At 65.3% G+C, this 26,272-nt stretch carries 28 protein-coding genes and 6 tRNA genes; 2 read left to right on the top strand and 32 right to left on the bottom strand.

The genetic code is table 11. From position 1 onward, the window contains the following. Positions 1–11 precede the first annotated feature (11 nt). From ACQEVG_RS32730 to ACQEVG_RS32615, 24 genes are all read right to left on the bottom strand, one after another. Positions 12–614 carry a hypothetical protein gene (locus ACQEVG_RS32730; protein WP_432990544.1) on the bottom strand — a complete coding sequence of 201 codons (603 nt, stop codon included), beginning with the start codon at positions 612–614 and terminating at the stop codon, positions 12–14. Between the two features lie 77 nt (positions 615–691). Then, positions 692–1,573, bottom strand: coding sequence for a hypothetical protein (locus ACQEVG_RS32725; RefSeq protein WP_432990542.1), 882 nt, complete (start codon positions 1,571–1,573; stop codon positions 692–694). Further along, positions 1,573–1,881, bottom strand: coding sequence for a hypothetical protein (locus tag ACQEVG_RS32720; RefSeq protein WP_432990540.1), 309 nt, complete (start codon positions 1,879–1,881; stop codon positions 1,573–1,575). Before ACQEVG_RS32720 ends, ACQEVG_RS32725 begins: the two co-directional genes overlap by 1 nt. Then, on the bottom strand, positions 1,881–2,795 hold the full coding sequence (locus ACQEVG_RS32715) for a peptidoglycan-binding domain-containing protein (protein WP_432990538.1): 915 nt from the start codon (positions 2,793–2,795) through the stop codon (positions 1,881–1,883). The genes ACQEVG_RS32720 and ACQEVG_RS32715 overlap by 1 nt, the downstream gene beginning before the upstream one ends. 68 nt (positions 2,796–2,863) lie before the next feature. Beyond that, the gene (locus tag ACQEVG_RS32710; RefSeq protein WP_432990536.1) at positions 2,864–3,364 is read right to left on the bottom strand and encodes a hypothetical protein; all 501 of its coding nucleotides are present in this window, start codon (positions 3,362–3,364) and stop codon (positions 2,864–2,866) included. Between the two features lie 52 nt (positions 3,365–3,416). Then, positions 3,417–4,007 (bottom strand): hypothetical protein, encoded by a 591-nt coding sequence (locus ACQEVG_RS32705; RefSeq protein ID WP_432990535.1) that lies wholly within the window; start codon positions 4,005–4,007, stop codon positions 3,417–3,419. Continuing rightward, complete coding sequence (locus ACQEVG_RS32700; protein WP_432990533.1) at positions 4,004–5,113, bottom strand: DUF5047 domain-containing protein; 1,110 nt, start codon at positions 5,111–5,113, stop codon at positions 4,004–4,006. Before ACQEVG_RS32700 ends, ACQEVG_RS32705 begins: the two co-directional genes overlap by 4 nt. Positions 5,114–5,115: 2 nt before the next feature. After that, the gene (locus ACQEVG_RS32695; protein ID WP_432990531.1) at positions 5,116–7,329 is read right to left on the bottom strand and encodes a hypothetical protein; all 2,214 of its coding nucleotides are present in this window, start codon (positions 7,327–7,329) and stop codon (positions 5,116–5,118) included. Then, a complete protein-coding gene (locus tag ACQEVG_RS32690; RefSeq protein WP_432990529.1) occupies positions 7,330–7,485 on the bottom strand; it encodes a hypothetical protein in 156 nt (51 codons plus the stop codon). It abuts the gene before it with no gap. 1 nt (position 7,486) lies between these two features. Further along, on the bottom strand, positions 7,487–12,166 hold the full coding sequence (locus ACQEVG_RS32685; RefSeq protein ID WP_432990527.1) for a peptidoglycan DD-metalloendopeptidase family protein: 4,680 nt from the start codon (positions 12,164–12,166) through the stop codon (positions 7,487–7,489). A 403-nt stretch (positions 12,167–12,569) separates the two neighbouring features. Beyond that, the gene (locus ACQEVG_RS32680; RefSeq protein WP_432990525.1) at positions 12,570–12,890 is read right to left on the bottom strand and encodes a hypothetical protein; all 321 of its coding nucleotides are present in this window, start codon (positions 12,888–12,890) and stop codon (positions 12,570–12,572) included. A 103-nt stretch (positions 12,891–12,993) separates the two neighbouring features. After that, positions 12,994–13,584, bottom strand: a complete 591-nt coding sequence (locus tag ACQEVG_RS32675; RefSeq protein WP_432990523.1) for a phage tail protein — start codon at positions 13,582–13,584, stop codon at positions 12,994–12,996. A gap of 63 nt (positions 13,585–13,647) precedes the next feature. Beyond that, positions 13,648–14,013 carry a hypothetical protein gene (locus tag ACQEVG_RS32670; RefSeq protein WP_432990521.1) on the bottom strand — a complete coding sequence of 122 codons (366 nt, stop codon included), beginning with the start codon at positions 14,011–14,013 and terminating at the stop codon, positions 13,648–13,650. Continuing rightward, the gene (locus tag ACQEVG_RS32665; RefSeq protein WP_432990519.1) at positions 14,006–14,368 is read right to left on the bottom strand and encodes a hypothetical protein; all 363 of its coding nucleotides are present in this window, start codon (positions 14,366–14,368) and stop codon (positions 14,006–14,008) included. Before ACQEVG_RS32665 ends, ACQEVG_RS32670 begins: the two co-directional genes overlap by 8 nt. Then, the gene (locus ACQEVG_RS32660; RefSeq protein ID WP_432990517.1) at positions 14,368–14,724 is read right to left on the bottom strand and encodes a hypothetical protein; all 357 of its coding nucleotides are present in this window, start codon (positions 14,722–14,724) and stop codon (positions 14,368–14,370) included. The genes ACQEVG_RS32665 and ACQEVG_RS32660 overlap by 1 nt, the downstream gene beginning before the upstream one ends. Further along, a complete protein-coding gene (locus ACQEVG_RS32655) occupies positions 14,721–15,098 on the bottom strand; it encodes a hypothetical protein (RefSeq protein ID WP_432990515.1) in 378 nt (125 codons plus the stop codon). Before ACQEVG_RS32655 ends, ACQEVG_RS32660 begins: the two co-directional genes overlap by 4 nt. Then, positions 15,076–15,324 carry a hypothetical protein gene (locus ACQEVG_RS32650; protein WP_432990513.1) on the bottom strand — a complete coding sequence of 83 codons (249 nt, stop codon included), beginning with the start codon at positions 15,322–15,324 and terminating at the stop codon, positions 15,076–15,078. Before ACQEVG_RS32650 ends, ACQEVG_RS32655 begins: the two co-directional genes overlap by 23 nt. A 23-nt stretch (positions 15,325–15,347) precedes the next feature. Further along, positions 15,348–16,364 (bottom strand): major capsid protein, encoded by a 1,017-nt coding sequence (locus tag ACQEVG_RS32645; RefSeq protein ID WP_432990511.1) that lies wholly within the window; start codon positions 16,362–16,364, stop codon positions 15,348–15,350. Positions 16,365–16,374: 10 nt separating this feature from the next. Continuing rightward, positions 16,375–16,761, bottom strand: a complete 387-nt coding sequence (locus ACQEVG_RS32640) for a head decoration protein (protein ID WP_432990509.1) — start codon at positions 16,759–16,761, stop codon at positions 16,375–16,377. Positions 16,762–16,786: 25 nt separating this feature from the next. Beyond that, the gene (locus tag ACQEVG_RS32635) at positions 16,787–17,425 is read right to left on the bottom strand and encodes a hypothetical protein (RefSeq protein ID WP_432990507.1); all 639 of its coding nucleotides are present in this window, start codon (positions 17,423–17,425) and stop codon (positions 16,787–16,789) included. Between the two features lie 42 nt (positions 17,426–17,467). Beyond that, entirely contained in the window at positions 17,468–18,127 is a 660-nt protein-coding gene (locus ACQEVG_RS32630) for a hypothetical protein (protein WP_432990505.1), read from the bottom strand. Positions 18,128–18,257: 130 nt separating this feature from the next. Beyond that, positions 18,258–19,772: a phage portal protein gene (locus ACQEVG_RS32625; protein WP_432990503.1), complete on the bottom strand. Its 1,515-nt coding sequence runs from the start codon at positions 19,770–19,772 to the stop codon at positions 18,258–18,260. A gap of 13 nt (positions 19,773–19,785) precedes the next feature. Then, positions 19,786–21,426: a terminase gene (locus ACQEVG_RS32620; protein WP_432990501.1), complete on the bottom strand. Its 1,641-nt coding sequence runs from the start codon at positions 21,424–21,426 to the stop codon at positions 19,786–19,788. 80 nt (positions 21,427–21,506) lie between these two features. Further along, positions 21,507–21,965 (bottom strand): hypothetical protein, encoded by a 459-nt coding sequence (locus tag ACQEVG_RS32615; RefSeq protein ID WP_432990499.1) that lies wholly within the window; start codon positions 21,963–21,965, stop codon positions 21,507–21,509. A 288-nt stretch (positions 21,966–22,253) separates the two neighbouring features. Here ACQEVG_RS32615 and ACQEVG_RS32610 point away from each other — a divergent pair, with 288 nt between their 5' ends. Continuing rightward, positions 22,254–22,445 carry a hypothetical protein gene (locus ACQEVG_RS32610; protein ID WP_432990497.1) on the top strand — a complete coding sequence of 64 codons (192 nt, stop codon included), beginning with the start codon at positions 22,254–22,256 and terminating at the stop codon, positions 22,443–22,445. On the opposite strand, the gene ACQEVG_RS32605 is transcribed toward ACQEVG_RS32610, so the two are convergent. Together ACQEVG_RS32605 and ACQEVG_RS32600 are read right to left on the bottom strand one after the other, a co-directional pair. Continuing rightward, a complete protein-coding gene (locus ACQEVG_RS32605) occupies positions 22,417–23,022 on the bottom strand; it encodes a DNA primase (protein WP_432990495.1) in 606 nt (201 codons plus the stop codon). The two genes, ACQEVG_RS32610 and ACQEVG_RS32605, sit on opposite strands and share 29 nt — an antisense overlap. A 254-nt stretch (positions 23,023–23,276) precedes the next feature. Further along, entirely contained in the window at positions 23,277–23,528 is a 252-nt protein-coding gene (locus ACQEVG_RS32600) for a hypothetical protein (protein WP_432990493.1), read from the bottom strand. A gap of 579 nt (positions 23,529–24,107) precedes the next feature. On the opposite strand from ACQEVG_RS32600, the gene ACQEVG_RS32595 reads away from it, so the two are divergent. Beyond that, complete coding sequence (locus tag ACQEVG_RS32595) at positions 24,108–24,707, top strand: DUF4352 domain-containing protein (protein WP_432990491.1); 600 nt, start codon at positions 24,108–24,110, stop codon at positions 24,705–24,707. A 101-nt stretch (positions 24,708–24,808) separates the two neighbouring features. Here the strand turns inward: ACQEVG_RS32595 and ACQEVG_RS32590 are convergent. The 6 genes from ACQEVG_RS32590 to ACQEVG_RS32565 form a co-directional block, all read right to left on the bottom strand. Beyond that, a tRNA-Pro gene (locus tag ACQEVG_RS32590) sits at positions 24,809–24,882 on the bottom strand. Between the two features lie 4 nt (positions 24,883–24,886). Further along, positions 24,887–24,957: transfer RNA gene (locus tag ACQEVG_RS32585), tRNA-Trp, on the bottom strand. A gap of 3 nt (positions 24,958–24,960) precedes the next feature. Beyond that, a tRNA-Glu gene (locus tag ACQEVG_RS32580) sits at positions 24,961–25,048 on the bottom strand. 230 nt (positions 25,049–25,278) lie between these two features. Next, positions 25,279–25,352 (bottom strand) — tRNA-Asp (locus tag ACQEVG_RS32575). 7 nt (positions 25,353–25,359) lie between these two features. Further along, positions 25,360–25,432 (bottom strand) — tRNA-Glu (locus ACQEVG_RS32570). A 345-nt stretch (positions 25,433–25,777) separates the two neighbouring features. Next, a tRNA-OTHER gene (locus ACQEVG_RS32565) sits at positions 25,778–25,896 on the bottom strand. Between the last annotated feature and the right edge of the window lie 376 nt (positions 25,897–26,272).

Below are 26,272 nucleotides of genomic sequence, written 5' to 3'. Positions count from 1 at the left end.
GCAGCGTCCTTTCAGGACAGGGATCGGGCGTAGTGACGGCGCGACTCGAAGCGCTCCACCTTGTCGGCGATGAGCCACATCTCGCGATGGAGGTCGGCCACGCTGCCGTTGTTGATGACGATGTGGTCCGCGTCCTCCGCCGTCAGGGCGCCTTCGGACTCGTGGTCGATCTGGGGAACGCCAGGTCGGTCGACGTAGACCAGGTGGAAGCCCGCGCGACGGAGGGAGTCGGCCTCGTTGGGGTAACGGACGTCGGTGATGACCACGGGCACGCCGTTCTCGTTCGCCTCCGTCACCTTCTTCAGCGCGGTACGGAGCCAAAAGTCCTCGTCAATGGCGCGAACACCCTGGCCGATGCGCTGGAGCGTGCGGCGGACTTCGGGGTATTCGTCCTTCGCCCGCTCCCAGCCGTACATCTCTACGAGCTCGGCCAGTCGCGTAATGAAGGTGTCTCCGCCACTCCTGCGCGTGTTGACGATCGGGTCCAGCGCGAGCGCGCATCCCCTCAGGGGGTCCGCGAAGCTAACGCGCCGGTATCCGCGGTTGTCGACGAGCCACGCGCCGGCCGTGTCCTTGCCGACGCGCGCTCGACCGATGATGCCGATATTCCCCATGCCCTCTCCCCTTCGTCGTCTGTCGACTTGGTTATGTGGGGGCAGCGAGGAAATGTGACGCTAGGCATTCATGATTCTTAGGCCGTCGTCTGGTCGTCGATCAAGCCGAGAGCGCCCATTGCCGCTAGGAGGCTGTCGAAGGCTGCGCCACTGGCGCGGGATCCGGTGACGACGGGGCGCGCTACGGGAGCCGCTCCGAAGAACCCTGCCTCCCCCGCCAGGCCGTCTAGGGTGTGCACGGCGCCACCGTCAGCGGAGCCAGCAAAGACCCACTTGCCGATGGCGTGCGCCAGCTGGACGCCGGACTCCAGCCGCAAGTAGGCGTGTTGGGCGCCGCTGAAGTCGCCGTTCTCGAACATGCTGATGATCATGTCCGAGCCTGCGCCCTCGAAGTCCAGGCGCGAGCCCAGAGGACGGAAGCGGTAGCCCTTCCCGGAGCCGCTGACGAGGAAGTTCGCGCCGTCGATGGTCACGACGCCTGTGAACGTCGCGCCCGCTAGCTGGGCAAGCGTCGCGAGTTGCTCCGGGGAGATCACGCCTTCCGGTCCGGCTGGACCCGTGGGACCTACCGGACCCTGCGGACCTTGGGGCCCGGGGACGAGAACGTACTGACCTTGCGACGGGTCGGCCGGCGCAATGTCCGCCAGGTCCACCATCGGCGTCGTAGCGGGCAGCTGGATCGCGTAGGTGCGTCCGGTGACGTCTTGGAACTTCTCAGTGACCTGATATGCCCAGCCCGTCGGCTGCATGTTGGCGTTGTCTGTGGCGACGAGGACGACGGAGAAGACTCCGTTGTCGTCCAGCGTCACTGTGGCGGAGCCTGCGCTGATCGTGTCAGCGCCGGACAGCGTCAGCAGTGCCGGCGTAGCGAACGTCACGGAGCCCTTCAGCGGCGTCCCGTCGGGGCGTATGTAGCGACCCGTCAGGGTCACTGTCGCGATGCCAGGAGGCATGGGCATTAGCTCTCACCTCCAGGGCGGGGACGGGGCTGACCTATGAGGAGGTGCTCCGCGTCGTGGCCAGCCTGCCACTCGCGCACCCGTGCGACGCCTTCGCGGACCTCGTCCAGGTCGTCGCGGACGTCGTCAATGCGGGCGTTCAGTAGTGCTCCCAGCGAGTCCAGTGCGTCGCGGGTAGCCGTCCCGTCCGCCTCTACTGCGCCACGGTGGCGACGCAGGAGAGCGAGGAGCGCGGGGACAGCCGCGATCACGGCAGCGCCAAGGACTGACACTGCCGTGATCACCGCAATCAGGACTTCCGGAGCCATCAGGCGCGCACCTTGAAGCCGTAGCGGGCACCCAGCTTCTCCAGCGACGTCCTACCCGGGATGCCGTCAGCCGCGTCGCCCGTGAGCCCGACGTGGCGTTGCCACTTCCTGTACGCCTCCACCGTCGACGAGCCGAACGCGCCGTCGGACGAGTAGGCAGGGTTCAGGAGGCCCGCGCGCTTCAGGGCCGACTCGACAGGCTTCACGTCCGCGGGGTGGGTTGTCTGCCCCTGCTTCAGGCCCGGGTCACGACGAGCTGCCGCAATCAGGTTGGACAGGTCGACGGTTGGAGTCGCAGGGGTGGGAGTCGACGGCTTCGGCGTGGACGGAGCTGGAGCCGACGGCTTCGGGGCAGCCGCGAAGATGGCGTTTCTGTTGATGTTGCCGGGATCCCAGTGGTCGTTTCCGGGAATGTTCGCGTGACCGTAGTGGCCACCCTTCGTCGCCCACGTGGTCCGCGAGCGGCTCACCTTGTCGCCGTAGGACGTGGCCAGGGCTCCGGCCGGCCAGACGTCAGGGACACCCCACGAGCGGATAGCCCGCATGAGTGCCTTGAAGTTTGGGCCTGGCTTCCAGTAGCCCGTGAACGGGGTTGCGGCCTTCGCGAGTACCTCGATCTGTATGCAGACGCGCCCGGTCCTGTTCGTCCTCGTCAGGCCGTCGTTCTTCAGCGCACGCGCCGACTCGTTCAGCGGCCCGTACTGACCGAGGCGGTCCGTCGTCGGGTCGTACAGGATGTGCGGCTCCGCTCCGATGGAGATCAGGTACTGACCGACGTTCTTGAAGGAGGTGTTGCCGTGGCCGCTCTCCGTGGTGTGCCAGACGACGCGACCGGGCGCCGACGGGGAGTCCATCGCGCCTCCGATGCTGCCGTCCCCCAGCCGCTCCGCTTCCTTGATCCAGATTTCACCCATGTGGTGATCCCCTCCAGGGCATAGAAAAAGCCCCGTCGCTGCGGGGCGGATTTGATGTGGTGCGCCAGTTAGAGAGCGGCGTCCCACCGAACGGGGACGTTGTCCCACGCGGCTGCCGTCGGGCTGAACACGAAGAGCGTGAAACCAGTGGGCGAGATATCAATGGCGCGAGAGTGCCACTGTGCCGTTTCTGCCGTACCGGAGTTGATGTTCGTTGTCACGCCCGGAGTCGACGAAAACGCTGTTGGGAAGGTGACGACCTTCGTGAACGAGATGCGCGATGTGAAGGTGAGCAGTTCAACGTTTCCGGCCTTCGGCGGAACGAGCCGCTTCCAGGTCGTTCCGTCGTAGTACTCGAATCGTTTGACGTCGTCCAGCCACGTCAACATTCCGAGGAACGGCGCACTGGCGCCTGTCAACGTCGCTGCACGGTCCGTTGCGCTGTCGAAGTGCAGAGCGGTATTCGCAACAGCCGCGTTTACGAGATCCCGCATTGCCGTTTCGATGTTGGGCGCATCGGAAAGCTTGGGGTACGGAACTTTCTGGTCGTACTTGTCGTAGCTGGGCATGGCTCCTCCGCCCCGGCGTCAAGTCGACGAGGGGTTGCGTATCGAAATGGGGTTACTGGGGGCGGCCTCGTACGGCGTCAAGCTGGAACCACGTGGCTGCGACGTGGGCGATAGACGAATAGACGCTGACGGCACCGGACGGGAGTACCGTCACGTTCGCCAATGCGTTATGGGATGTGACTACGGGCCCGCGGATGTTCAGCGTCGTCGTAACTCCGGTCGGCAGTGTGGCGAATTGCGTCAGGGTGGTCACGGGGACTACCCCCTTGACGAGGCCGGATAGATGAAGCATCCCGTCATCGGTCACGCGCACACTGGGCACACCGTCCGCCGCGCCACCCACCACAGAGAATCCGGCGCTGAGCGTGAGCGGCTGCCATCCGCCTCCAGTGGCCAGCGTCCCCACCACCAGCCAGTTGCCGCCTGGAGTCCGGTCCACCTGGACCACGTCGCCCACGACAGGGCCGGCGTAGGAGCGCAGGCGACGGACGCGGGCAATAGGGCCTGTCGCTGTACTGATATCAACAGTCCCGTCCGTGTAGACGGCCGTCACGGTGGCCAGCTGCCAGGCGGCTGAACGCTGCTCTACGGCCCGCTCTGTAGCTCGCTGGACGGCGTCCGCAATGGGCCTCTTGAGGGTCACGACGTGTCCTCCTTACCGCCCTGCAGGGACATGCTGAAATCCCCCGTGGCCGTCAGGGGGATCGTCAAAGACTGGAGTAGGTAGAGCTCTTTGCGGCCCACGTGAGTCACACGGATTACGTCCCCCGCCTCCAATGCCGGATTCGGCAGGGAGTCGACGGAGGTCTGAACGTTCGGGGCTATCGCGTCGAATAGCGCGGAGTTCGCTGCAGCCGTGCAGGCTGAAACCGTTGTCCAGAGCCCGGAGGAAATCCTCTTCGTGACTTTGCCGAATGGTCCACCCCAACGGGTCGGACTTGAGGGGTCGGTGTCGCGCGCAACGGCGCTGACTGGAGGCGTTGTTCCAGCGGTGTTTTCTCCGCTCGCCACAACGGCGTTGTAAACGGCGGTCCGGGACATCTGCCGTCCCGATGAGATGAGCGCTCCGCCCTCTCCCTCCGCAACGTCCCATGCAGCGGGAGACGAGAGGACGTTGGGTATGTCGACGATCACAAAACGGTTGAGCGCATCGACGTAGATCTCCGCTTGCATCGACGTTGCGATCTGGGTTACGGCGTCCCAACGGTCCGCGCCAGCGTCCCATGTGACGATGGCGCACGATGGATTGCGGGCGCCCGCCGTCAGGTTGACGATGGCTGCCGTTGGGAGCGTTTGCTGAATCAGGAACGTCATAGCGTCGACGCAGTTGCTCAGTCCACGGGTCGACGTCGGAACCTCGAACTTGTCGTCAATCAGGGCGCATTCCATGGACTTTCCCGTGAGGGTCACGGGGCCCATGCGTACGTCTCCCTGCGGCTCGTCGATCCGGAACGTCCCGAGCGGGACAACCTCCGTCGTCCCGTTCGGGTACCGAATCCCCCGGCTCACTACGAGCTGCTGCCCGTAGACGGCCAGGGGGTCCAGTTCGGCCCACGGAAGGTACGACGGATCGGCGACCGTCAGGGAGAGGGAGCGCCGCGTCTTGCTCTTCCGGTCCACCGTGACCGACCCGTCCGTAAAGGGGAGGTCGAGCACGGTGGAGCTACCGGCGTAGAAGGCTTCGACGTTCGCCACCATTGCGTGCGACGTCGTCAGGGTCTCCAGAAACAGCGGCGTCACGGTCTGCATGCTCAGCTCCCTGTTTCTCCGGTGTAGACGTCGAGCCACGTCAGTGCGCCGTCAAGCGCGTCTGACCACGAGCTCCCCGAGTCATTCACGGTCTGCCATGTGCGGCTTGCGCTACCTGTGATGCCGCCTAGTGGCCGGTCCACTTCGATCAGGGGCAGCGTCCATGTGCGGTCGTGGTGCTCCGCGAAGTCCGTCAGGGGCGCCTCGGTCACGTCCCCCACGGAGACGTACATGTCGGCTATCCCCCACGCGGGAGGCCACTGCAGGAGCAGCGGTCCGCCGGCGTCCAGGACCCACCAAAGTGAGTCGCGCTCCGCGTCGGTCTCCGTCACGAGGACGACCTGACCTGAACGGGCACTGCGCACGTCGGAGATGACCACAGGGCGCACTCGTCCGCGGACGGCGTTCACGCCCTGGCGGGCGGCTCGTGTCCACGAGGGGAGCGGCGGTCCGACGGTGGCCATGACGGCGCGGGCTGGGAGCCCTGGATCCTTCAGCCAGACCTCCAGCTCTGGAGCGTCCAGCGTCAGTTCGTCCGAGAGATAGGCGAGACTCCCGCCGGGAACAGGGTCTGCAGACCGGATTCGCCAGGACACGGAGACGCCCAGGGGCGCCTCATAGTCCGTGATCACGAACACGTCACTAGTGGTCGCCTGCGCCGTCAGATCTCCGGCCCACCCGCGCACAGGCTGCGGAGCCTGGCCGGCGACGATGCGAGTCAGTGACCACAGCCACGTTGGGCCAGCAGTCGTCAGCCCACGAACCGTCAGAGCCGCGCCTACTCCCGGGGCAGGCTCCGCCTGAACGGTCAGGCCCCCTTCGCGGAAGGTGACGAGGTCCATGTACCACGTCTCGCCCGCTGTGGGTGAGGGGACTACGACGCTGAGCCTCACAGACACGGCGGACGCGGGGGCAATGTCCCCCATCGCGCCGGACAGCCAGCTACCTGACAGAGTGCTCCATCCCTGCCAGCGAGAGCGGATGACGGCGCCGCCTGCGTCCAGCCAATCCATTTTGGTCTGATACGTAGCGCCGACAGGCACTCCGGCCCCGAGCCTCACGTCCGGCGTGAACTGATATCCGATCTTCGGCGTCACTGGTCCGGCCGGTACGACGGTTGAGATCTCCATCGGCCCCGAGCCGGACGCCACAGCCTTCAGGGCGTAGGCGCCGTTCAGTACCTGTTCCGTCGTCTGGGACGTCGTCCCGCCAGTGATGCTCCAGCCGCTGACGTCCTGCTCCATGTCCGCGACGTTGTAGGGCAGGAGGTTGCCAGCCATGGTGAGCGCGCTCGTCGGTGCTAGGACCACGCGGTCTACGCCCCATGTCTGGGACGCTGCCGTCGCAGCTCCCACTACCGCGACACGGGCCGTAGCGGCTCCCGTGGGAGCCTTAGTGATCACGGCTATCCGCGTCCACGCTGCCGCGCTTGGCGTCCAATTGACGGAGGAGGTGCTGAGCGTTGCGCCCCCCGCGTTCCTCCACTGAATCTGCATGCGGGCCGTCAGGCCAGCCGTTCCGGGGTTGGTGTAGGCATACGCGATGTACTCCACACCAGGGGTCACGGCTGGTGTGGCGACCGTCTGGGCAACCGCGTCGCCAGCTGCCGACGAAGTCATCTTCAGCGCCTGGAAGTTCGTCGCGGCTGCAGACTGCAGGCTGAGTACGGCGTTCGTCGCCGTCCACTTCGAGGCGTCAACCTCGAAATCCTGCGTCTCCCAATCCAGGAGGTTGCCGGTTGAGACGGCAGGAGTGGGCCCCAGGAAGACCCGGTCTGCGAACCAGTTCTGATTGACGGCCGTACCTGTGACGCGGATGATGACGTTCGCCGTCGCGGCCGACGCGGGGACCGTTCCAATCGCGGCGTTCTGATTCCAGCTGGGCGCCGACGCAGTGACCAACGGCCCCTGCGTCGTGCTCAGCAGCGCTCCGCCGGCGTCGTGCCAGCGGATCTCTACGCGGGACTGCCCGCTTGCCACGGCAGCCCAGACGCTCGCGTAGCACACGAGCTGAGCCCCTGGTGTGACAGCAACACGGGTTGCGAGTCCGACCTGACAGTCTCCGGCAGCCGTCGCCTTGAAGCTGAGGCAGAAGCTTCCCGATGTGCCGCCGGTACCGCGCGCGATGCTGTTTGCGTTGATGACTGCGACCCACGCGGAGGCATCAGTCTCGATGCTCTCCGCGTTGGCCGACAGGAGATTACCGGCGATTGCCACTTAGCCCACGTCCTCCCCCGGCTCCGCTGGAGCGCCCGGAGTCGGGTAGGACGGTTCGCCACCGGAAGGAGGCGTGATCACCTCGTCGCCGCCAAGCTCCGGCGGCTCCGGCTCCATGATGACGATCGGGGGCACAATCTCAGGCTCTTCGGGCACGTCAGACCCACCTTCCAGTGTCGATGGCCGAAGCCGTTGATTCCTCGTGCGTCACGATCTCCGTGCGCACGATGTCTGTGATCTCGCGGTCTCCGACGTAGACCTTCACGTCGGCGTGGACCGTCGTCGGGCCTCCGCCCTGGCCAGCGTTCGCGCGCAGGGTGTCCCACTGCGAGGAGGTGAACACGGGCTCTGGCTTTCCGGTGCCGTTGGCCACAACGTTCAGACCGGGAGGCAGATAGCCCCCGTCGTCGTACCAGTGGGGAGAGCGGCTCTGCCACTTCGCCCACGCCGCTGCAGGGCTGCCGTAGTCGGGACGGTGCTTGATGTAGTCCAGGCCCCAACGGATCTGCGTCGCAGGGTTCTTCCGCCAGTCGGCGCCGGCAGAACGCATTTTCTCCGCGGGCAGTGCCTGCGGGATGCCGTAGGCGCCGCTGCTCGGGTTGAGAGCGTTCCAGCGCCAGCCGGATTCGCCCTCCCACAGCTTCTTCAGCGGACCGAACTGCTCCGGTCCCCATCCGTAGTTGCCGAGGATGTTCTTTGCATATGCCTGTGCAGAGCCCACAGCCTTCGCGTTGAACGTGGTTCCTCCGCCACCCGTCAGGTACTGCATGGGGTCGACGGCCTTGCCGTTCCGGCGTGCCTCCAAGTGGAGGTGCGGCCCGGTGACGTTGCCCGTCGCGCCGACGCGTCCGATCGCCTGGCCTTGCTTCACGGCCTTGCCAACCGACGTCAGCATCTGCGACATGTGCGCGTACAGCGACGCCAGGCCCCCGCCATGGTTGATCATGACGTGATTGCCATACGGGCCTCCGCCCGTCGCCTGGCTGACCTTGCCGTCGGCCACGGCCTTGATGATCGTCCCGACCGCAGCGGGGAAGTCCAGACCGGTGTGTCGGCCGGAGCTCCACATCGAGCCCTTCTTACCGAACGGGGTACCGTAGGGCGCGTTTACGGGCTTGATCCAGGAGCCTCCGCCGCTCCCTCCGCCGAAGCCGAGGAAGTCGAGCGCCTTGTCCTTCAAGGCTGTCAGCATCTTCGGGGGCATCTCTGCCAGCGACCGGGCCCATGGATTCGTGAGGAGCGACTTCATTTGGTCCTTGACGAAGTCCTTTGCCTTGCCGAAGACCTTAATCGGGTCAAGGAAGTCAGCAGCGCCGGAGAAGAAGTTCCCGACCGCGTTCCCCTTGTCCTTCAGCCACCCGACAACTCCGCCATCCTTGAAGGCTGGCATCCCCGCAGCGACTGCCTTCCGGACGCCGCTGATTCCGCCGGATCGTGCAGCCGCGTTCCACGAGTTGATGGTGTCTTCGCCGACCACGCGCGTCCACTCGGGGCGCATGATTGCCTCACCACCGCCGACAGCGATGATTTGGTTATCGTGCCCCGGTGTGTACCCGGGCATAACGCCGCCCGTGTGGAATGCGCGAAGGTCCAGCTTCTTCAGCTTGCCAGCCCCGGTGATGTCCGCAACCTTGTTCCACAGCGGGACAATTCCACCGTTGTAAACGTGCTCAATGATGAACTTCACGGGCTTCTTCGCGATGCCTTCGATCTTGTCCCATGCGGACTTGATCGAGTCCTTCGCCTTGCCGAACGAGTCGGCCACCAGACCAACGGCCGCCTTGATTTTGTCGAAAGGAGGCTTCAGCGCCTTCTCCCACAACCATTTGGCCTTATCGCCAATGAAGTTGAAGGAAGGGCGGAGGACCTTTTCCCAGAGCCATTTGGCAGCGTCCCCGAGAGCTTCAAACGTCCGCTTGATCTCACGTAGCGCTGGCCCAACAGCCTTTTCCCACAGCCACTTTGCCTTGTCGCCGATCCAGCCAAAAATCGGCTGCAGAATCGCCTTCCAAAGCAGTGAAGCAGCGTCCCCGATGAAGCCGAACGCAGGCCCGAAGGCGTGGTCCCACAGCCACATGGCGATTGCGCCAACAGCCTTGACGGCCAGGTAGATGGGCAGGAGGGCGATCGTCACCACAGCCGTCAGCAGCCACTGGGCTGCTTTGCCGATGAAGCTGAACGCCGGCCCCAAAGCGTGATCCCAGAGCCAGACTGCCGCGTCGCCAACGGCCTTCAGAGCCGTCCAGATTCCGGAGAACACGGGCTGAAGAATCGTCTTCCAGACCCACGAAAGAGACTTACCGATCGAGTCGACCGTCACGTCTACGGCAATTCGGAACCAGTCCCAATTGTTGTAGGCGTAGATGACAGCTGCGATCAGAAGTCCGATCACTATGACGATGGCTCTGATCAGTGGGACGATCCCCGTCGCGTTGAGCGCTACGGCCCACCCGGAGGTGACCAACGTCGCGCCAGCGATGACGATTTCGTAGAGCGCCATGGCTGCCGCGAAGGCTGCCATGCCGAGCGAAATTGCCTTCTGCGCGAAGTAGACCGTCCATAGGATCTGAACGAACGCCGGGCAGTTCTCAGACAGCCACGAGATTGCGTCAAAGACCGGGCCCAGTACCGCGAACATCGTTTCCGAGAGCGGAGCCAGAGCCTTCGAGACGTCGAGAGCCGCCTCCAGGATCTTGCCGAGGAACTCCGCCAACCCGGGCGAAGTCTCCTTCACGTAGGCCAGGAACTTCTCAAAGTTCGGGGAGCCCTTGAGACTCGTCCCCCACTTCGCGAAGCGCGCTGTGATGCTGTCCGACTTCTTCGCGATCCCGTCCATGTGCGGAAGGAAGGCGTCGATGATTCCAGCGACGCCCTTGACGACGTTGCCGAACGCCACGCCAAATCCCACGATGGCCGGCTTCACGTTGCCCGCCAGGTCCTTTTTGAACCCCTGCCAGAACGGCGTCTTAAGCTGCGCGCTCGCCTTGTCCATCAGCGTCTGGATAGCGTCCGCGGCACCGATAACGAGCGGCGTAAGGGTGGGCAGTGATGCCTTCGCCCCGTCGACCCCGCGCGTGAAGAGCGGCAGTACGTGCGGCTGAAGACTCTTCTGCCAGGCGTCGAATGCGGATTTGACACCAGTTGGTCCGGCTATTGAGTCGTACAGCTCTCGCTGTGACGGCGTCAGCTTCGCTATTGCCTTGCGGTACTCTTCCTGCTTCGTCAGCGCCTTCGACGTCGCGGACATGCCCGACAGCCGAGCCGACGCCACGCCTCGCTCAGCAGACTGGATCGACTCCGCGGCCGACAGTTGGACGTTGGCAGCGTTCTCGACAGCATCCGCCACGCGGCGGTTCGCGTCGGCGACCGTCTGAGCGGCCTCCACCTGTGCGCGAGCCGAAGCACGCTGAGCGTCCGCGACGGCCTTCGTCTGCTCGATGACGTTCCGCTGAGCGTCTGCGAGGCGCTCGGACGCGGTCTTTACCGCCTCGTTGCCCTTGACGCCTGCCTTCCGCTGCTCCGCGGCCGACTTCTGCAGATCCTTGTAATCCTGTGCTTGCTGCTTCGCGTGAAGCTGCGCCTGCTCGTACGTCAGCTGCGCCTCGTCGCGCTGGAGCTGCGTGGCCTTCGGGTCCGCTAGCGTCGCCTGAAGGTCTTGCTGCGCCTTCTGGACGCGGAGAGTTGCCTCCCGCTGGTCTAGAGCGCCCTGCGCCAGGTTGTCGTTCAGGTCCCGGAGCTGCCGTGCAGCGTCCTCCCGGGCCTGCGTCAGATCCTCTTCGGCTCGTCGTGCGGCTCGCTTGGCGTCCGCTAGGGACTGCTCAGCCCGCTCGACAGCCTCAGCAGCCTGTCGACGCTGGTCCGCCGCTCGCTGCGATGCCTGCGCGACGGCGCGTTCCGCGTCCTCGACCTGACGGTTAGCCTGCGCGATGTTGCGCGCGGCGTTCCGGTGGGCGGATTCGAGGGCTTGCTGAGCGCCAGCCATCTGTAGGGCTCGCTGCGCTGCCTGCCCGTTTGCGGCTGCGCCGTTGGCGGTCGCCTTCGATGCTTCGTCGTCCGCGGCCTTCTTCGCCTGCAGGGCCGTCGTCACGCCCTTGATGGCGGGGATAGCCACCAGGGCCAGTGAGCCAAAGCCAGCGCCGGCCGTGGTCACCATGGCCGTCAGCGCACCCAGTCCGGCAGTCAGTACCGGACCGAGAGGGATGGCGGTAAGGATGCCCATCTGAATTGCCAGCGCCATCACGGCGCCCTGCGCGCCGGTCGTGTCTACGTCGATCTTTACGCGCTTCTTCTCGTCGACGGCTGCAATCTCCGCCCGGAGTTCCGCAAGGGCAGCGCGAGCCGTGGCGGTGTCCGCCCGTACCGCGACGTTCGGATGCGAGGCTCCGAGACGCTTCAGCTCCTCGTCGATCGCCTTGACTTCCGCCTCAGCGCGCGCGACGTCGACATCAATCCCGATGCGCTTACCGGAGAGGGTCTCCATGCGGGCGCGGAGTCGCGCGAGTTCAGCGTCAACGCCGGTATCCGACAGGCGGACGTCCAGCTTCGGCATTGCCTTGAAAGCGGCTTCGAGCTTCATCCGCAGGCTTCGCGCGAAGGCGCCGCCAGTGTCGTTACCCTGCTTCGTCGCTGCTCGCTGAGCGGCATTGCCACCCTGGTTAACGGCGTTGGGGATGGCGACCACGATGTTATTCGAGATCGCCTCCCCCATCCGCCTTCCCGCCTCTTCGCCGACACGGTCAGCGATTGGGAGGACGATGGCCTTCAGCTTCGTGTGGAACGTTGGTGCAACGGGCACCACATCCACGCCAGCACCGCCGACGATATCCAGGTCCGCCATCACGCCTCCTTCGGCTGGTCTCTCAACCGCGGGTCAAGGGCGCGGCGCTGCTCGTCGGTAAGCGTCTTTCGTCCGCTGCCCGACGTCGGGGGAATTCCGGGGCGTGGTGTCGGCTTGAATTCGGGTGGACTTCCGCCGGCCGCAGCGATTGCAACGCCACGGCTCATCACTAGCTCGTCCTTGATGGAGGCCAGGAGGATTTCTACGCCGCTCCATGGCGCCAAATCAGGGCGGTAGTCCGCACTCGGCTTCGTTAGCTCTGCGGGGTCAACCGTGTTACGGAGCGCGGTCTTTGTGGACGACTCCGGAGGCAAATGCTCGATCAAGATCCGGAGCCGTCGAAGGGATAGGCGTCCGCGGTACACGTCCAGGAGGTCGATACCGCGGAATGCCAGATCCGCCTCTAGCGCTTCCGCGTGCTCCGTGAGGATCGCGAGGGTCCGCCAGACTTTCCCGGGGCCTCTCCCGTGGACTCCATCGCAGCTGCCGTGAACTCGTTGATCTCGTCGAAGGTGGCGTCAGCGTCGATGAACTTCTGTACGTCGTCCTCGTGCAGGACGCCAGCCGCCCACTGGTCGTAGTCGCCCTGTCGGAGGGCTCGGAGGTACGACGGCCGCCACTGCCCAACCGCCTTCACACGAAGGGGCTTGCCGTTCAGGTTGGCGACGCCGTAGCCGTCGGCCGCCTCGTTCTCCTGCGCCTCAGCGGGAGTGATCTCAGTCATGCGCGCGGGTCTCCTATGTCAGGGGTTTGCGAATTGCGCGGGTCGTCAGTGCATGAGAAAGCGGAGCCCCGGACCCGCGCGGTACAGGGCTCCGCTGGTTTGATTACGGGGCTGGGAAGAAGCCGGAAACGTCAACGCCGCCGTACTTGATGGCGCGGTTAACGGCCGCAGTGCCCGCAGCACCCTTGTAGAAGCGGAAAGTCATCTGCAGCGGCATGACGTCTTCTGTCTGCGGCTGCTCGTCCCCACGCTCCGCTACCTTGCCGTTCGGCATGTAGAGGCGCATACGCTTCGCACCGTCCATGGTGTCGAAGAGGAATGCGTACCGAAGGTCGTTCGGCTTGTCGGGAAGGTCGTAGGATGCGACGTCGGTCGTCGGCTCCAGGGACGCAATTGGAACGTTGTCGTAGAGAGCACGCACGAGAGGGTTGAGCCCCTCCAGGAAGGTGACCTGAGCCGACTTCTTCGACTTCGTCATGAGCGTCCGAATTGGCTCCAGGCTGCCAGCCGCTTCGATGTCCTTCGACTCATCCTCAGTCTTGAAGAGGCCGCCCTCAGTGGTAATCCAACCGAGGTTGACCCACGGCGTCGCAGGGTCCGCGAAAGCCACGGGCTTAGCCGTGTTCACGGCCGCCGCGTAAACGAGGTAGTCGGTTGCGCCGAACGTCAGATCGGCATTGCGGGTATCCGCCATGATGCCTCCAGGGCATGCGAAAGGCCCGAACGCCTAAGGCAATTCGGGTCAGTGGATTGGGGTTTACGCGGCCCGGAAGCTCACGGTGTAGGTAGCTCCGCGGCGATAGACGGTTTCATTCGCCCACGGCTGCCGGGACGGTCCGGAATCGCATCGAGTGTCGCTGATTACGGCGCCGTTCACCGGGCCCCGGAGGAAGAGCAGTGCGTCCCGGATGCTGTTTGCCAGGGTCCGCGCCTCGTCGGCCGTAGCCGCGAAGACGTCGATTGCGACGCTCGGGTGGCCGCGGAAGCGCGCGTCCGATCCTCCGAGCCGCTCCACCCGTACCACGGGGAGTCGCTGCTCCAGGTCCGCCGGCGTTTCTGAGGCGCTGAAGACGTTGAACGTCGCCTCCACCCATGGCGCTAGAACCGCTTCGATGTCAGCCAAGGTGAGCCGCCTTCATCGCGTCCATGGCCTTCTGAAGCGGGGCATAACGCGGGACTCGTCCGTCGCCCTTCTCCACGCGCCAGGCGTGCGGAGCGGTGTTGATCAGGCGGGCGCCAGGGCGCATGCGCGGCTTACCGCGGAAGGGGACGTTCTTGTAGATCGGTACGACGTCGAAGGAGGCTCGATAGAGGCCCGGGTGCCTGTCTTCCGACGGGTCACCGGTCGGGGAGAATCCCTCCGCATGGCCCTTCATCTTCACGGCAGCTTGCTTGCATGGGCGTTGGAGCCAAGGGCGCTGGAGCATCTTTCCGATACCGGAGTACCGGCCCGTGTACGTCGATCTGTACTGCGCCATCAGCCGGTTACCTCCTTCAGCTGTGCCTCCACGCGCGCAAGCGCCGTGAGGGGAAAGACGAGCGGGCGCCCGTCGACCTCCCAGACCTCACCGTTCGCCCGGTGAATCCGGTCGCCTGACCGAACGTCGGTGCCGACCGGCGCGGCTAGTACGCGCTTCGTGGTGACCGTCTCGCTCGCGTTGTGTATCTCGAAGGACGAGCCCACGGTGACGCCGTACGGGCTCATGACGGCGCAGTAGTCGACGGAGATAGTCACCGTGGGTCCGGGGACGAGCGACCCCGTGGAGTCGCGCACCATGGATCCGGGCCGTCGGATTTCTACCGTCTCGCTCATCAGAGACGCGATCAGGCTCACGTCGGCCTCCACACGGAGACCGGAGGGTCGTCGACAGGAGCGATATCCAGGGACGAAGCCCCCGAGGCCAGACCTACCGCGCGCCGGAGCCGTCGGCGTTCGTCCTCCGAGAGCACGACGCCGGTCTCCGAATCCGCGTAGGTCTGCAGCATGCCGCCTGCCTGCTCGGACCGAAGTCCGCCAGGGTTGGTCAGGATCCGCGCTGCGACCATGAGAGCGACGCTCTTGACGCCCCGCTGTGGGGGATCGGTTACCCGGTCCCCCACTTCGACATAGAACGCGTCCGCCGTCAGCTCGTGCGCTAGGTCGCACTGCTCGTCAGTCAGTGGCTGACGCGTGATGGTTCGCAGCTCAGTCGTGCTGAACAGTGCCACCGGTAGCCGCCTTCCGTCGCGCAGGGGCGCGCTTGGCGGGGGCTGCCTTCTTCACCGGAGGGGACTCCGCTAGTCGACTTGCGGAGCTCGTCTCCGGGGCCTCCGCCCACGCCTTCGGGTTGGTGATCTTCGACGCGGCCCACGCTGGGACCTCGTCAGCGGGGGTGAACGCGTGGCTCACGCCCTCGTCATCCGTGACATGGACGACCGTTGCTAGCTTGGCCATGCGCGGGTGCCTCGCGTTTCTGATCAGAGGACGTCAGCGACGAAGGTCCGGTCCGGGTCGGCAGCGACAGGGAGCACGATGGCGGTCGCGCGGGTCCACACGGTCTGTGGGTCCTCCGACTTGTACGCGCCAACGGCAATGCCAGCCTCGTCGCCCGCCAGGCCGTACCGCGGGTCGTCGGCCTCAACCGGAACGCCCCACAGCGTCTTACCGAGAGCGTCGCCCTGCGGCGGCATAAAGGCCAGCTTGTCGTTCGGGGTGATGCGCGTCGCCACGCCCCCCACGGACACCTTCGCGTCGTACCGGACGAGCGGCGGGATTCCGTGGTCCGCCAGGATGGCCTCCAGGAGGCTATCCGTCAGGATGGACGGGGCAGTCGCGCCAGTCGTCGACAGACCGCGAAGCATCGTGTTCCGCTTCAGCGCCATGAAGATGGAACGCGAGATCAGCACCGCGTCCGGGTCACCACCGTTGGTGTCGTTGTAGACCTCAAGCCAGTTCTGAAGGTCGGTGATCACGTCAGCCGCGGGGTTAGACCAAACGGTGCCGGCGGTCACGTTGTGCTCAGCCTTGCGGCCGAAGTCGACCGACGCCTGAACGCCGTTCTCGGCCAGGGTCACTGCCGCATTGAAGATCGCGGAGCCTCGCGCCAGCTCGACACGAGCGGAGATCTGGGACGCCAGTCGGACGCCGTCAGCGAGGTGCGCGTCCCTCAGCTCCTCTGCGCGAGTGTCGGAGTTCCGGCGCACAATGCGCTCGTACTCGCCGACAGGGATCTTTCGCGAGATGGGCGGCAGTTCGCCGCTGACGCGGGACGCCCCGGGCCGAGTCCCAATGTCCGACTCAGCGTCGTACGCGCGGAACTGCGCGGCCTCAGTGAGGCCCCCGCCACCGCGAGCGAAGCGGTACGTCAGATCGTTGATGGTCTGGTTTGGGAGCCAGCGCTCCAGCGAGAACGTGTTCTCCTCGCGCTCCCGCTCCGCCTCACGGGCGTACCCAGTGAGAACCGCGGGGGTCGCGTATTCAGTAATGAGCTGCATGCTCTACCTCTCAGACGAAGACGACGCGGGAGCCGAGGTCGGTCTTACCGGCGGCGTCGATGGTGACGGGGAGCTTCGCCTCACGGATGAAGCAGTGCAGGAGCATCGAGCCGACGACCGTGGTCGCTCCGGCCTTGACGTCGACCCCGGTGAACAGGAAGCCAACGCAGACTTCGCGGCCGTCAGCCGCTGCGTTGTCGTACGGGCCGTACTTGCCGGTCGCGGTGACCTTGCCCAGCGGGATACCGCTCTTCAGGTAGCCGCTTGGGTAGTGGGTACCGGCCGTGAACTTGGTGACGTCAAGGGACGCCGAAACAGGCGCGTCGGTACCGTGGGCAGACCCCAGCCAGTCCCGACGGTCCTGCGTGAAGGTCTCAGTCTTCAGGCTGAGGTCCATGTGTCCTCCGTGTTTGGTGGGTTGATCAGTTCTTCGCGAAGCGCTCGCGGTAGAGGTCCGCGCCGCTCTTCACGTCGCCGGACTTACCGACGTCGCCCCCGCGGGAGCCGCCTACGCGGTGTCCTCCGGCGCCCTCGTTGCCGCCCTGGCCCGTGCCGAACTCCGCCTTCAGGGCGTCCGCGTCGGCTTCGAGCTCCTCCTTCGTGGAGCCCTGCAGCCGCCTCGCCTGTGCGACGGTCAGACCCTTGTCGGCCGCTACCTGCACGCGCAGGAGCTCCGCGGTAGCAGCTGCAGCCGTCGCAGCGTTCTGCGCAGCGAGTACCTTCGCGTCGTCCGCTTCCTTCTGGAGCCGCTCCGTTTCGCTCAGCTCCGCGGCTTTGCGGGTTGCGAGCTCCGCCTCAGCCGCACGAAGTCGCTCCAGCTCCGCAGCGTCAGGCGCCGCACTGGCTCGCTGCTCGTGCTTGCGGGACTGGTACTTCCAGTAGGCGACCTGGTGTTCCGGACTCATGTCCGCCGTAGCGGTGTTGTCCGGATAGCCATGTTCATTGACGGTTACTCCGCCACCACCTCCACCGCCGGCCGCCGGGTCGTCCTCGTAGAGGGTCCAGGGCTGCGAGGCGAGAGTGAGGAGCGCGCGATGACGCGCAAGGGTGCGCTTAGGCATGCTGAAGTTCCCCTGTCGGGAGTCGTCGGCCCATGTCGGGCGTCAGGTCGGAAGGTTGATGTCATCGGGGCCCGTGAAGCGCTGACCCCGGTAGCCGAGCACGGGACCGATCTCTCCGTGATCCCGGGCAATGATGATCTTTCGGTAGTCGACCGCTCTTCCTCCGCGGTCCGCCTTGCCTAGCGCCTCTTCCACAAGGTCGTGAATCTTCTCTAGGCGCTCTTCGTCGATGACCTGGCCCGGGTCGAAGTCGGACCGAACGGTCTTGACGAGGCAGTCGCACCCGGGATGGATGGGGGCGAGATCCCTTTTGTGGTATCGCTGCGTGGACGCGATCATGCAGAGCGCACAGTCAAACTCGCCCTGCAGCTCCCGGACGGTGTACTCCACGCCCGGCTGGTCCGCAGTGACCTCCCGCACCGTGTGCGTTCGGGCTAGCTGCAGATCCGTCTTCGCGATGGTGTCCAGGCGGTGCGCGCCCCTATCGAGCGCGACGTCCAGAGGCTCACCGTTGGAGAGTGCGTTCCAGACCTCTTTGAAGGGGCGTTCGTAGACGTCTGCAGGGTCGACGTCGCGGAGTGCGCGCCCGATGACCCTGTCGAAGTCCAGGTCTACGCGAGACTGCTCGTCGGCGATCTCGCGGTAGAGCCGCTCCAGGTAGGTCGTCGTCAGGGACGCAATCTGTCGCTGTCCCGCGAGCATGACGGGGAGTGCCTTCCGCTGAAAGCGGGAGACGTCCTCCCCCCGCCAAGATCCCAGGTCGGTCCAGGAACGGCCGACGCGACCGAGGACGCTCGCCCACACACCGCGTACAGCCGTTCCGTACTGCCGATCAAGCCGCGTTAGCGTCACCGGAGCTCCGTCCGATCACAGTCCGCGGGTCGCGCTGCTTCGCGTCGCGGGCTGCCTGAAGGGATGCGGGCTGAGGGTCCGTCGCAGGCGTTGCATTGAGCGCGTCGGCTGCCCGGTCCACCTCCATGCGCGCAATCTCCGCAGGGGTGTAGCCCATGTCCTCCATGCGCTGACGCCACGGGACGCCGGCGGAAGCCTTCTTCACGGCAGCGTCTGCAAGTTCGGAGATGCTGCGCGACTCAGGGTCGCGCCAGACGGTCTCTGCGTCGTACGCGGTAGCCCGCTGCTCGTCGCCCAGCACGCGGAAAGCCAGGCGCATGACGGCCTCCCAGCTCTCACCGAAATTACGCTGACGGTCGCGGACCTTGGCCACGAGGCCCGTCTCCGCAGCCTTCAGCGCGTCGCCAGACACGTTGACGACGGCGCCGATCAGGTAGTGGGGTGGGGTCCGGCTGATCGCTGCAAGATCCTGTACGGCAGCCTCTACAGCGCGCACGTACGGCATCAGGTCAGTTGCCGCGAACTCGCCAAACTTCACTTCAGCGTCTGCGGTCGTCCACAGTTTCCGGATGTCCAGCTGGAACGGCGTGATCTTCGCACCGGTCACCGGGTCCTCGTCGACCTCCAGGCCAGCGGCCCAACGCTGCCTGAACGCGCCGTACTTCATGGCCGCAATCAGGTTGATCAGCGAGAGGTTGATCCGATTCTGAACGCTCAGAACGTCCTCATGCTCCGCGAATCCCTCAGGCCGACGGTTGCGGCGGTTGATGAAGGGGACGAGCGGGACGGCACCCAGTGGGTTGGCGCGAGACCCGTCGGGCGAGTTCGGGAGCTGGAGCGCCTCCCACTGACGGAGCGACGCCACACGACCCGAGAACAGGGGTCGGTCGCTCTTCGTCGTGAAGTCATAGATCGTTCCGGGCGTCCACAGTGTCGCGCGGGTGTTGCCCGTCCAGTCGTCGCGCCACATCTTCAGGCCCGCGGCTAGTCGGCGACGGTTGCCCTGTTCGTGCTCCACGGCCACCTGTCGCGGGGTCTCGTGGGTCAGCACAGGTCGGCCGTCGTCGCCCTCCTCTACGAGGACGAACGCGCGTCGCTGCGACAGTGCGCCGTAGTGGACGAGATCAGAGTCCGCGTCCATCGAGTTCTCTTGCCAGATGCGGTTAGCGTCCTCGTCGGCTGTCTTTGCAGACTTGCCACCCTTGGCCTTGCCGAAGCGGAAGCCGTCGACGCCCATTCGCTCGACTGGCGAGTCCACAACGAGGCTCGTCCAGTTGGTTCGCGCGTCCTTCATCCACTCCGCAACCTCCCGCGGGTCAACCCCGGGGACGGTCGGGAGCGGCGGCTTACCCTCCGCGTAGTTCTTCAGGGTGTCGAGCCCTGGCGTAACTTCGCCGTCGGAGTCGCGCGAGTCGTCGCGCTCGTCCAGGAGCTGTTTACCGAGCCGCTGCAGCCACCATCCGGGAGACTCAACCTGTGATGCATCAATAGGCACTGACGGACCTCCCTCAGAAGGCAACGAGCTTGGACGAGCGCTTTTTGCGCTTCGTGATTCCTGCAGCGACGGCGTCCGCGCGGCACTCGTAGGCGAGTACGGCGGACATGGCGGCGTCGATTTTCTTCGGGGACTTCGCGTGTTCCTTGCCGATGCCGATGTGATTGCGGCCCATGGGGCGCCGTTTGGCGTTCACCACATGGCGCGTCAGTGTCGCTCCCAGCTTCGAGAACGGGGCTTCGTCGTCATCGGCCTTAGCCGTGCCGGCGTAGCTCAGAGCCTTGTCGTCGACGGCTTCGACGAAGCGGTCTAGCGCGTGCTCCATGGCGGTAGGCCGGTTGGTCCACCACTCCAGCGGGCGCGCTTGCGTGGCGCGCACCTGGAGGTCTTCGCCGAAGTCGCTCGTCCATCGGTCTACGTAGTCCTGCCAGTGCGGCGGATCGGCGTAGAAGCCGCAGACCTCGTACTTCTCGAAGGCCCGGGAGACCGCGGAGTCGACGCTCTCGCGATCGACTTGCCAGCCGTCGCCCTCCGGCCCTTCGGGCTTCTCCCAGCAACCGAGAAGCTGCAGGTGTCCGTCGGAGACGCGGCAGACGGTGAGCGCCGTAGCGTCGTCGCGGATCGAGCCGTCAAAGCCGAGCGTGACGAGATCACCCGCGGCTATCTCTTCCGGCCGACGGCAGACCTCCCACGCGTCAGGGTCCATCCACGCATCGGAGCTGCTCGTCCGGGAGTTCAAGAAGTACCGTTTGCCGTCGGCGCTGTCGTTACGCAAGTCGTAGAAGTCGTCGACGAGCGTCTCCAGGTCCATCCATTCCATGGCGTCGCCGTAGGCGTCCAGGAGTGCTGCGCGGAGCTCGTCCTCGTTCTTCAGGTCTTTGCAGATGCCGTAACGGTGGTCGTACATGAGCCTCGCGCGACCGCGCTTTTTCTTGCCCTCACGAATAGCCTCAGCCTCTTCGTAGGTGCGCTCCGCTACCGAGTCCTGCCCGGGAGCGAACATCGTGGTCGTTTCGAGGTACCACGTACCGGCGCCCTTCTTCCTCTTGCGGAGGTTTCGGGTCACCGTGGCGTACATGCGCCTGAGCTCAGGCGTGTTGTAGAGGTGAGTCTCGTCGAAGCAGACCCACGTTTCTTTACCGCCGTCCTTCGACGAAGACGAGGCGGTCGACGGCGTGATTTCTCCACCGTCAGGAAGGTTGATCTTCGTCAATCCGGGATCAACACCCGGAATCGACGACAGGAGCGACGCCTCGTCGGTCAGGTTGAAGTAGATGGTGTCGTAGACGTTGCCGGTCTGGCCTTCCTCCGTCGCCATGATGCGGAGGTAAGGGACGCGGACCGGGCGGCCCATCGGCTCACCGGGCTCATAGACATACTCAAAACCCAGCCCCCACGGGTCGCGGTAGACCTCCCCGCCCTCAGCCCAGCCGTCAAAACGGCAGGGTCCGAACGCTTCGAAGAGGCCGATGCGCGCGCCCAATCCGCTCTTGTCGCAGCCCTTCGGGCGCGAGAAGAACGCGGAGTCGTAGAGCATTTTTCCGGCGTCGTCATCGAGCGCGTAGCAGTCGACGACAAACCCGGTGTACTCGTCGCCGTGGCGTACTGGCTCGCCCTGGACGTCGCCAGGGCCGTGCACGACGAAGTACTCCATCCACGCGACCGCCATCCACCCGAGCGAGCGGGAGCGATCGTGACCGGGGGCGCGCACAGTTACGTGCGGCATCCGGTGTCCTAACCAGTCAGGCGCGCTCTGCGCGAGTTGATGTCAGAGACGTTGCCAGCGCTCTGTACGGGCGTACGAGGCACGGCAGTTGGGTCGTCGACCTTCAGCTTCAGCCGCGCCCTGTCCTCCGGCGTAGCGCCGAACTTGGCTGCTCGCAGGCGGATTTCAGAGGCGTACTCCCAACGGCCTTTTGCCCACATCGTGTGGTGCATCAGCGCCGTGTCGATAAGGAAGCTCCAGTCCGTCGGAAGGAAGGTCTGCGCCTGTGCACTGGCGCGCCAGGTGTCCCACCACAGTCGCGTCATGGGGTGCCAGTCGACTGCTACTCCGTCGTCTTCGCCCAGGACACCGGCAGGCAGCTCCGGACCGCGGAGCTCGTCGTCAGCGGTGATGACGGTCTCGGGCTCGCCAACGTTGCGCCGGCGTCGTTTCGTTGGGTCCTTCGGGGCGGGTCCGCGTCCGGCCATTGAGCCTCCTTCGGGTCTGGTAGCGTTTGAGGCACAGTGACGGTGACAGCCACGGGGCTGATTACCGACCCCGAATGAAGAGACTTGATGATCTTCGCGGGGAGTATGCAGCCGGACAGCATTGCGTAGTACCTGATTTCGAGAATGCCGCGAACCGCGTCTGTGCCACGGGGCCTGTACGAGGGATCGCCGTCAAGGGTGTATCTCGGTTCGACCATTGATCATGGTCGGATCGATGCACCTTGTGCCCGGTCCGACCATCCGTAACGGGAAGGTTCGAAGGACCGGATGGAAATCTACGGTTGGGCTGCCATGATCGTGGCGTTCATTGGCGCCCTTGCCTGGATCATCGTCGCGACACTGAGGAAGATCCCCGGCGTCTGCAAAGAGGCATCCAAAGCGGTGCGGGCGATGCGGGCATTGCGTGACGAGATCCGTGGCCCGAAGGCCGTCAACGGACCTCAGTCAACCGACGAATGACATCGGAGACGTCCGCAAGGATTGACGGGGCGTTGCCATGTCGGCGTCCCGTCATCGCGATGTAGCGGCCGGTCCCGTAGATCTCTACGGCCGTACCGTCAGGGCGTCGAATGCGCCGTCCATGTCGGACGTCAGCTCGACCCCAGATGTGCAGTCCGTCGCCGGACGGGGAGACCTCTACGTAGGTGGCCCCCGCGTCACGGATGATGGCTGCCGCCCACGGCGCCAGGCGGCCCGTGAGCGGGTTGATGCAGTGGTCCAGGTCGATACAGACCACGTCGTCGACGTCGGAGAGGACGAAGCCCAGACCGACGCCGGCCGTCGAAGCGGATGCTTCGCTGTGCGTGCTCCACGTCCGCCGGTTGGTGCTGCTCGCTGCCCTGCCGGCAGTCGTGAGCGGCGCCTTCGTCGCGGAGCGCCGGACCCACCTGTCGCGGGTCTTCAGCTCGTGCGGAGTCGCGTCGTTCTTCGCCGCGCGGTGCGCAGCCACCCGGCAACGAGTTGAGCAGAAGCGGGCGCGGTGTGAGTGCCGCACTCCAAGGTGCTCGCTGCACTGCTCGCATGTGGGTGTGTTCATGGGTCCAGTCTAACGGGGCGTGTAACGGTAGTCTAGCGTCTGACCTGCACTGATATGCGACAGACCCATACCGGCCGACCGTGTGGGCGCCTCCCGGATCGGGGTCTTCGGCAGGCCAGCCGGCCCCCGTTCGGGGCTCCAGCGGGCGCCTGTGGACGCCTAGGCGGCATCCCCCAGACCCGTACAGACAGCGAGACCCAGCACCTGTACGGTCTCCATAGTGGTCGGTTGGGGGTCACCCCCCTGGGTCAGGGCTAGTCGATCTTGGCCGTGAAGCCGGCACGAGCCTCGCGACGATCTCCGTCGGCCAGCGCCCCCCTGATCTCCAAGCGACTCGGGATCAACGTCAGCGTGATCTTCGTGACGTCGTCCTTGCATCCGACTGTGATCTTCGGAGCTTCTGCGACGAGTCCAACGTCAACACCGTTGATGATCACACGCGTTACCGTAACGCCGCTCGCGCCCGTGTCGTCGGCCTCCTCCAGCACCACGTGGGCGCCACTCATGGCCGGCCACCCCTCACCATGCGCCCAACCGTGCGCGCGTATGCGTCGCATGCAGGCTCGTGCTCCACGTCCCTGCACCTGCACATCAGCACCCCATCGGCAGGGCTTAGTAGTGCGGGCTGCACGCCGGGCGCGGCAGGCAATGCGCCTGCACCACACAGCCACGCATGCACGCGCTGCAGTAGGGCTCTCATCAGTCCTCCAGTGCAGGGTGGGTAGCTGTAGGGCGGGCGCTCTGTACGCGCCTCTGTGCCGCTGCTGTGCCGCCTTCGTGGGCGCTCTTACGCCTGTGGTGCCACGTGCATAGCAGCTGCAGGTTGGTGTCTGTGTGGTCGTCTCCGGGGATAATGTGATCCACGTCAGTACCCGGTAGCTCGCACCGTCGGCCGTCGCTGAATTGGGCCGTGCAGATGCCCCCGTCACGTCGAATGATTCGACGCCGGATACGGGGCCAGTCTTTCGGAAGGCGCTGCCGGCGGTCGCTTCCGTCCCACGCCATTTCGCCTCCCTGGCAAGGTCAAGTGCCCTACGCTGAGCCCCCTCGTGTGGCCGTAGGTCACAGCACATAGGGGATGGATCATGAACACTGTCGCTCGTCGAGTCGTCGCGTCCGCTGCGTCAATCGCTGTCGCTGCCCTACTCGCGGGCTGCGGATCTGACGACAAGCCGGAGAGCTCGTCCGCCGCTTCAACGCCCCCGAAGGCCTCAGCCAAGCCGAAGACGTCGCCGGCTAAGCCGTCCACGCCTGCAGTTCCGGAGATTAGCGTCGGTCAGAGCGGCAAGTACGTCGCGGTGGACGGCGCAGACGACACGGTGAAAACGACGATGCAAGTGACCGTAAAGGGCGCGAAGTACGTGACCCCCGAGCAGGTCAACACGACAAACAAGCCGAAGGGTCAGTTCCTCGTCCTCACGCTGACGGTCAAGAACGTCGGAGACAAGCCGGGTCGCTTCGCGCCGTATGGCGTCATCAAGTGGCAGGACGAGCAGACTGCCGCACAGGACGCCACCACGCTCGAAACGACGGAGGAAGGGCAGGACCTCGACACCACCTACAACCCCGGGCAGTCCGTGACAGGGGATGTAGTCCTGGACGTCGTCCGCCGTGGCGGGACGCTCAGCTACTGGGACAACCTGTTTGGCGACGGTCCGTCGTTCACTGTGAAGCTGCCGAAGTAGCGCGGAAATAGCTGCAGCCCCGTACGCGGGTGAGGTCGTCCTCCGCGTCGGGGCTGCGTCTGTTGCGTCTTCCCTCGCGCTCTCGCGAGGATTGTGACAAGTCGGGGTGGCCGGGGTCGAACCGACGACCTCCCGCTCCCAAAGCGGGCGCGCTACCAAGCTGCGCCACACCCCGTAAGCAGATCCAGGAGGAATCGAACCTCCGTGCGCGGTTTTGGAGACCGCTGCTCTCCCACTGAGCTATGGACCTTTGCACCCCCGGCGGGATTCGAACCCGCGACACCATACGCACCATCCGTGAGCGGGTACGCGTGCTCTGGCCTCTGAGCGCTACGAGGGGTCTTCCGGACCGTGAGGCCCGGGTGTCGGCCGTCGCGCACTAGGTGCCACGTCCTCTGTTCGCCACGATGCAGGCGGTACAGCAGTCGACAGCGAAGGAATCGAACCTCCGTCTCCCCCACCTCAGGGGGTGATCTCACCAGCGCCATTCATGCCAAGACGACTATTCGCGGCCGGTCGTCGGTGCGTGTTGCCAGTGCCCGCGGACGGGCCATTGATCTAGCTGCCGAAGCGCTCCCGACCGGACTCGAACCGGCGGCCTCCCGCTCGACAGGCGGGCGCTCTGACCAACTGAGCTACGGAAGCAAGTCAGTGTGCCCAGCCGGATTCGAACCGACGTCGCCTCCCGGAAGGGGAGGAGTGCTAGGCCGCTGCACCATGGACACCGCATCGACGAGCCGGGATGCCTCCCGTCCGTCGATGCCTGCGGGAGCTACCCGCATGGTGAATGGGGCCGGAGTCGAACCGACCTGCGCGGATCATCGGGCACAGCGGCCCTACCTTTTCGCCACCATGGTCAAGGGGAATCGAACCCCACACCGTCGCCAGACGGATTGCCCGAATCGAACGGGCAGACGCTCGCCACTCCATCCACGGACGTCAGCGCCACGGGCTCGAACCGTGCGCCCGAAGGCTTTCCTACACGCTGCCGTCCGCTCCCCGGGCGCGGAGTTACACCGCGATCCTCGCCCCGTGAGGGGCCTGTGCGACTACACCACCGGGAAGTTCTGTGACCACAGCCGGATTCGAACCGGCGTTACGGGGTGGCTCCACTTGACGAGAGCGTGAGCCCTGCGTCCGGCTTCGAACCGTCCTTGTCCCGTGTGCTTGGCCGCTGCACTATGTGGCCTACCCTCCCCCGTCCGGGCTTCGAGCGGGTCGAAGTCCCATGCACCGGGCGAGGAAGTCAAAACGACCGGGGCCGCTCAACCGCGCGTCTACCCGGAGGAGAGTGCGGGGAGCGCAGGAGCGGCGCCGGCCGTCGGAGGGGTGAGACGCCGCGCCAGTCGCCAGCGTCGTCGATCTCCCTCTACCTTAGTTATGTGGGGCATGTGACGCGGGAGTGATCATGGTCCGCCTCCCCCTCCCGAGCCGTGTGCGCAAACTGTCAAACTAACCCCCTTTTTCCAAGACTCTCTAACGCGTCTAGAGGGTTATAGAAATAGGGGGTTAGTTTGACACTTTGGCACCTGGATTGACCTCAGTCGCTACAGTGAGCGATCTTC

The sequence above is a fragment of the Streptomyces sp. CA-135486 genome, assembly GCF_050936555.1.
Taxonomy (GTDB): domain Bacteria; phylum Actinomycetota; class Actinomycetes; order Streptomycetales; family Streptomycetaceae; genus Streptomyces.
The sequence above is the reverse complement of the archived record's forward strand: the minus strand, read 5'-3'. Positions and strand labels throughout refer to the sequence as shown.

Coding starts and splice junctions, on each gene's coding strand:
- ACQEVG_RS32620 (WP_432990501.1), bottom strand. CDS start 21,426: ATGGAGTACTTCGTCGTGCACGGCCCTGGCGACGTCCAGGGCGAGCCA.
- ACQEVG_RS32630 (WP_432990505.1), bottom strand. CDS start 18,127: ATGCTCGCGGGACAGCGACAGATTGCGTCCCTGACGACGACCTACCTG.
- ACQEVG_RS32710 (WP_432990536.1), bottom strand. CDS start 3,364: ATGCCCAGCTACGACAAGTACGACCAGAAAGTTCCGTACCCCAAGCTT.
- ACQEVG_RS32640 (WP_432990509.1), bottom strand. CDS start 16,761: ATGGACCTCAGCCTGAAGACTGAGACCTTCACGCAGGACCGTCGGGAC.
- ACQEVG_RS32595 (WP_432990491.1), top strand. CDS start 24,108: ATGAACACTGTCGCTCGTCGAGTCGTCGCGTCCGCTGCGTCAATCGCT.
- ACQEVG_RS32600 (WP_432990493.1), bottom strand. CDS start 23,528: ATGAGTGGCGCCCACGTGGTGCTGGAGGAGGCCGACGACACGGGCGCG.
- ACQEVG_RS32635 (WP_432990507.1), bottom strand. CDS start 17,425: ATGCCTAAGCGCACCCTTGCGCGTCATCGCGCGCTCCTCACTCTCGCC.
- ACQEVG_RS32645 (WP_432990511.1), bottom strand. CDS start 16,364: ATGCAGCTCATTACTGAATACGCGACCCCCGCGGTTCTCACTGGGTAC.
- ACQEVG_RS32700 (WP_432990533.1), bottom strand. CDS start 5,113: ATGCAGACCGTGACGCCGCTGTTTCTGGAGACCCTGACGACGTCGCAC.
- ACQEVG_RS32610 (WP_432990497.1), top strand. CDS start 22,254: ATGGAAATCTACGGTTGGGCTGCCATGATCGTGGCGTTCATTGGCGCC.
- ACQEVG_RS32720 (WP_432990540.1), bottom strand. CDS start 1,881: ATGGCTCCGGAAGTCCTGATTGCGGTGATCACGGCAGTGTCAGTCCTT.
- ACQEVG_RS32605 (WP_432990495.1), bottom strand. CDS start 23,022: ATGAACACACCCACATGCGAGCAGTGCAGCGAGCACCTTGGAGTGCGG.
- ACQEVG_RS32615 (WP_432990499.1), bottom strand. CDS start 21,965: ATGGCCGGACGCGGACCCGCCCCGAAGGACCCAACGAAACGACGCCGG.
- ACQEVG_RS32715 (WP_432990538.1), bottom strand. CDS start 2,795: ATGGGTGAAATCTGGATCAAGGAAGCGGAGCGGCTGGGGGACGGCAGC.
- ACQEVG_RS32680 (WP_432990525.1), bottom strand. CDS start 12,890: ATGACTGAGATCACTCCCGCTGAGGCGCAGGAGAACGAGGCGGCCGAC.
- ACQEVG_RS32665 (WP_432990519.1), bottom strand. CDS start 14,368: ATGGCGCAGTACAGATCGACGTACACGGGCCGGTACTCCGGTATCGGA.
- ACQEVG_RS32675 (WP_432990523.1), bottom strand. CDS start 13,584: ATGGCGGATACCCGCAATGCCGATCTGACGTTCGGCGCAACCGACTAC.
- ACQEVG_RS32685 (WP_432990527.1), bottom strand. CDS start 12,166: ATGGCGGACCTGGATATCGTCGGCGGTGCTGGCGTGGATGTGGTGCCC.
- ACQEVG_RS32650 (WP_432990513.1), bottom strand. CDS start 15,324: ATGGCCAAGCTAGCAACGGTCGTCCATGTCACGGATGACGAGGGCGTG.
- ACQEVG_RS32730 (WP_432990544.1), bottom strand. CDS start 614: ATGGGGAATATCGGCATCATCGGTCGAGCGCGCGTCGGCAAGGACACG.
- ACQEVG_RS32725 (WP_432990542.1), bottom strand. CDS start 1,573: ATGCCCATGCCTCCTGGCATCGCGACAGTGACCCTGACGGGTCGCTAC.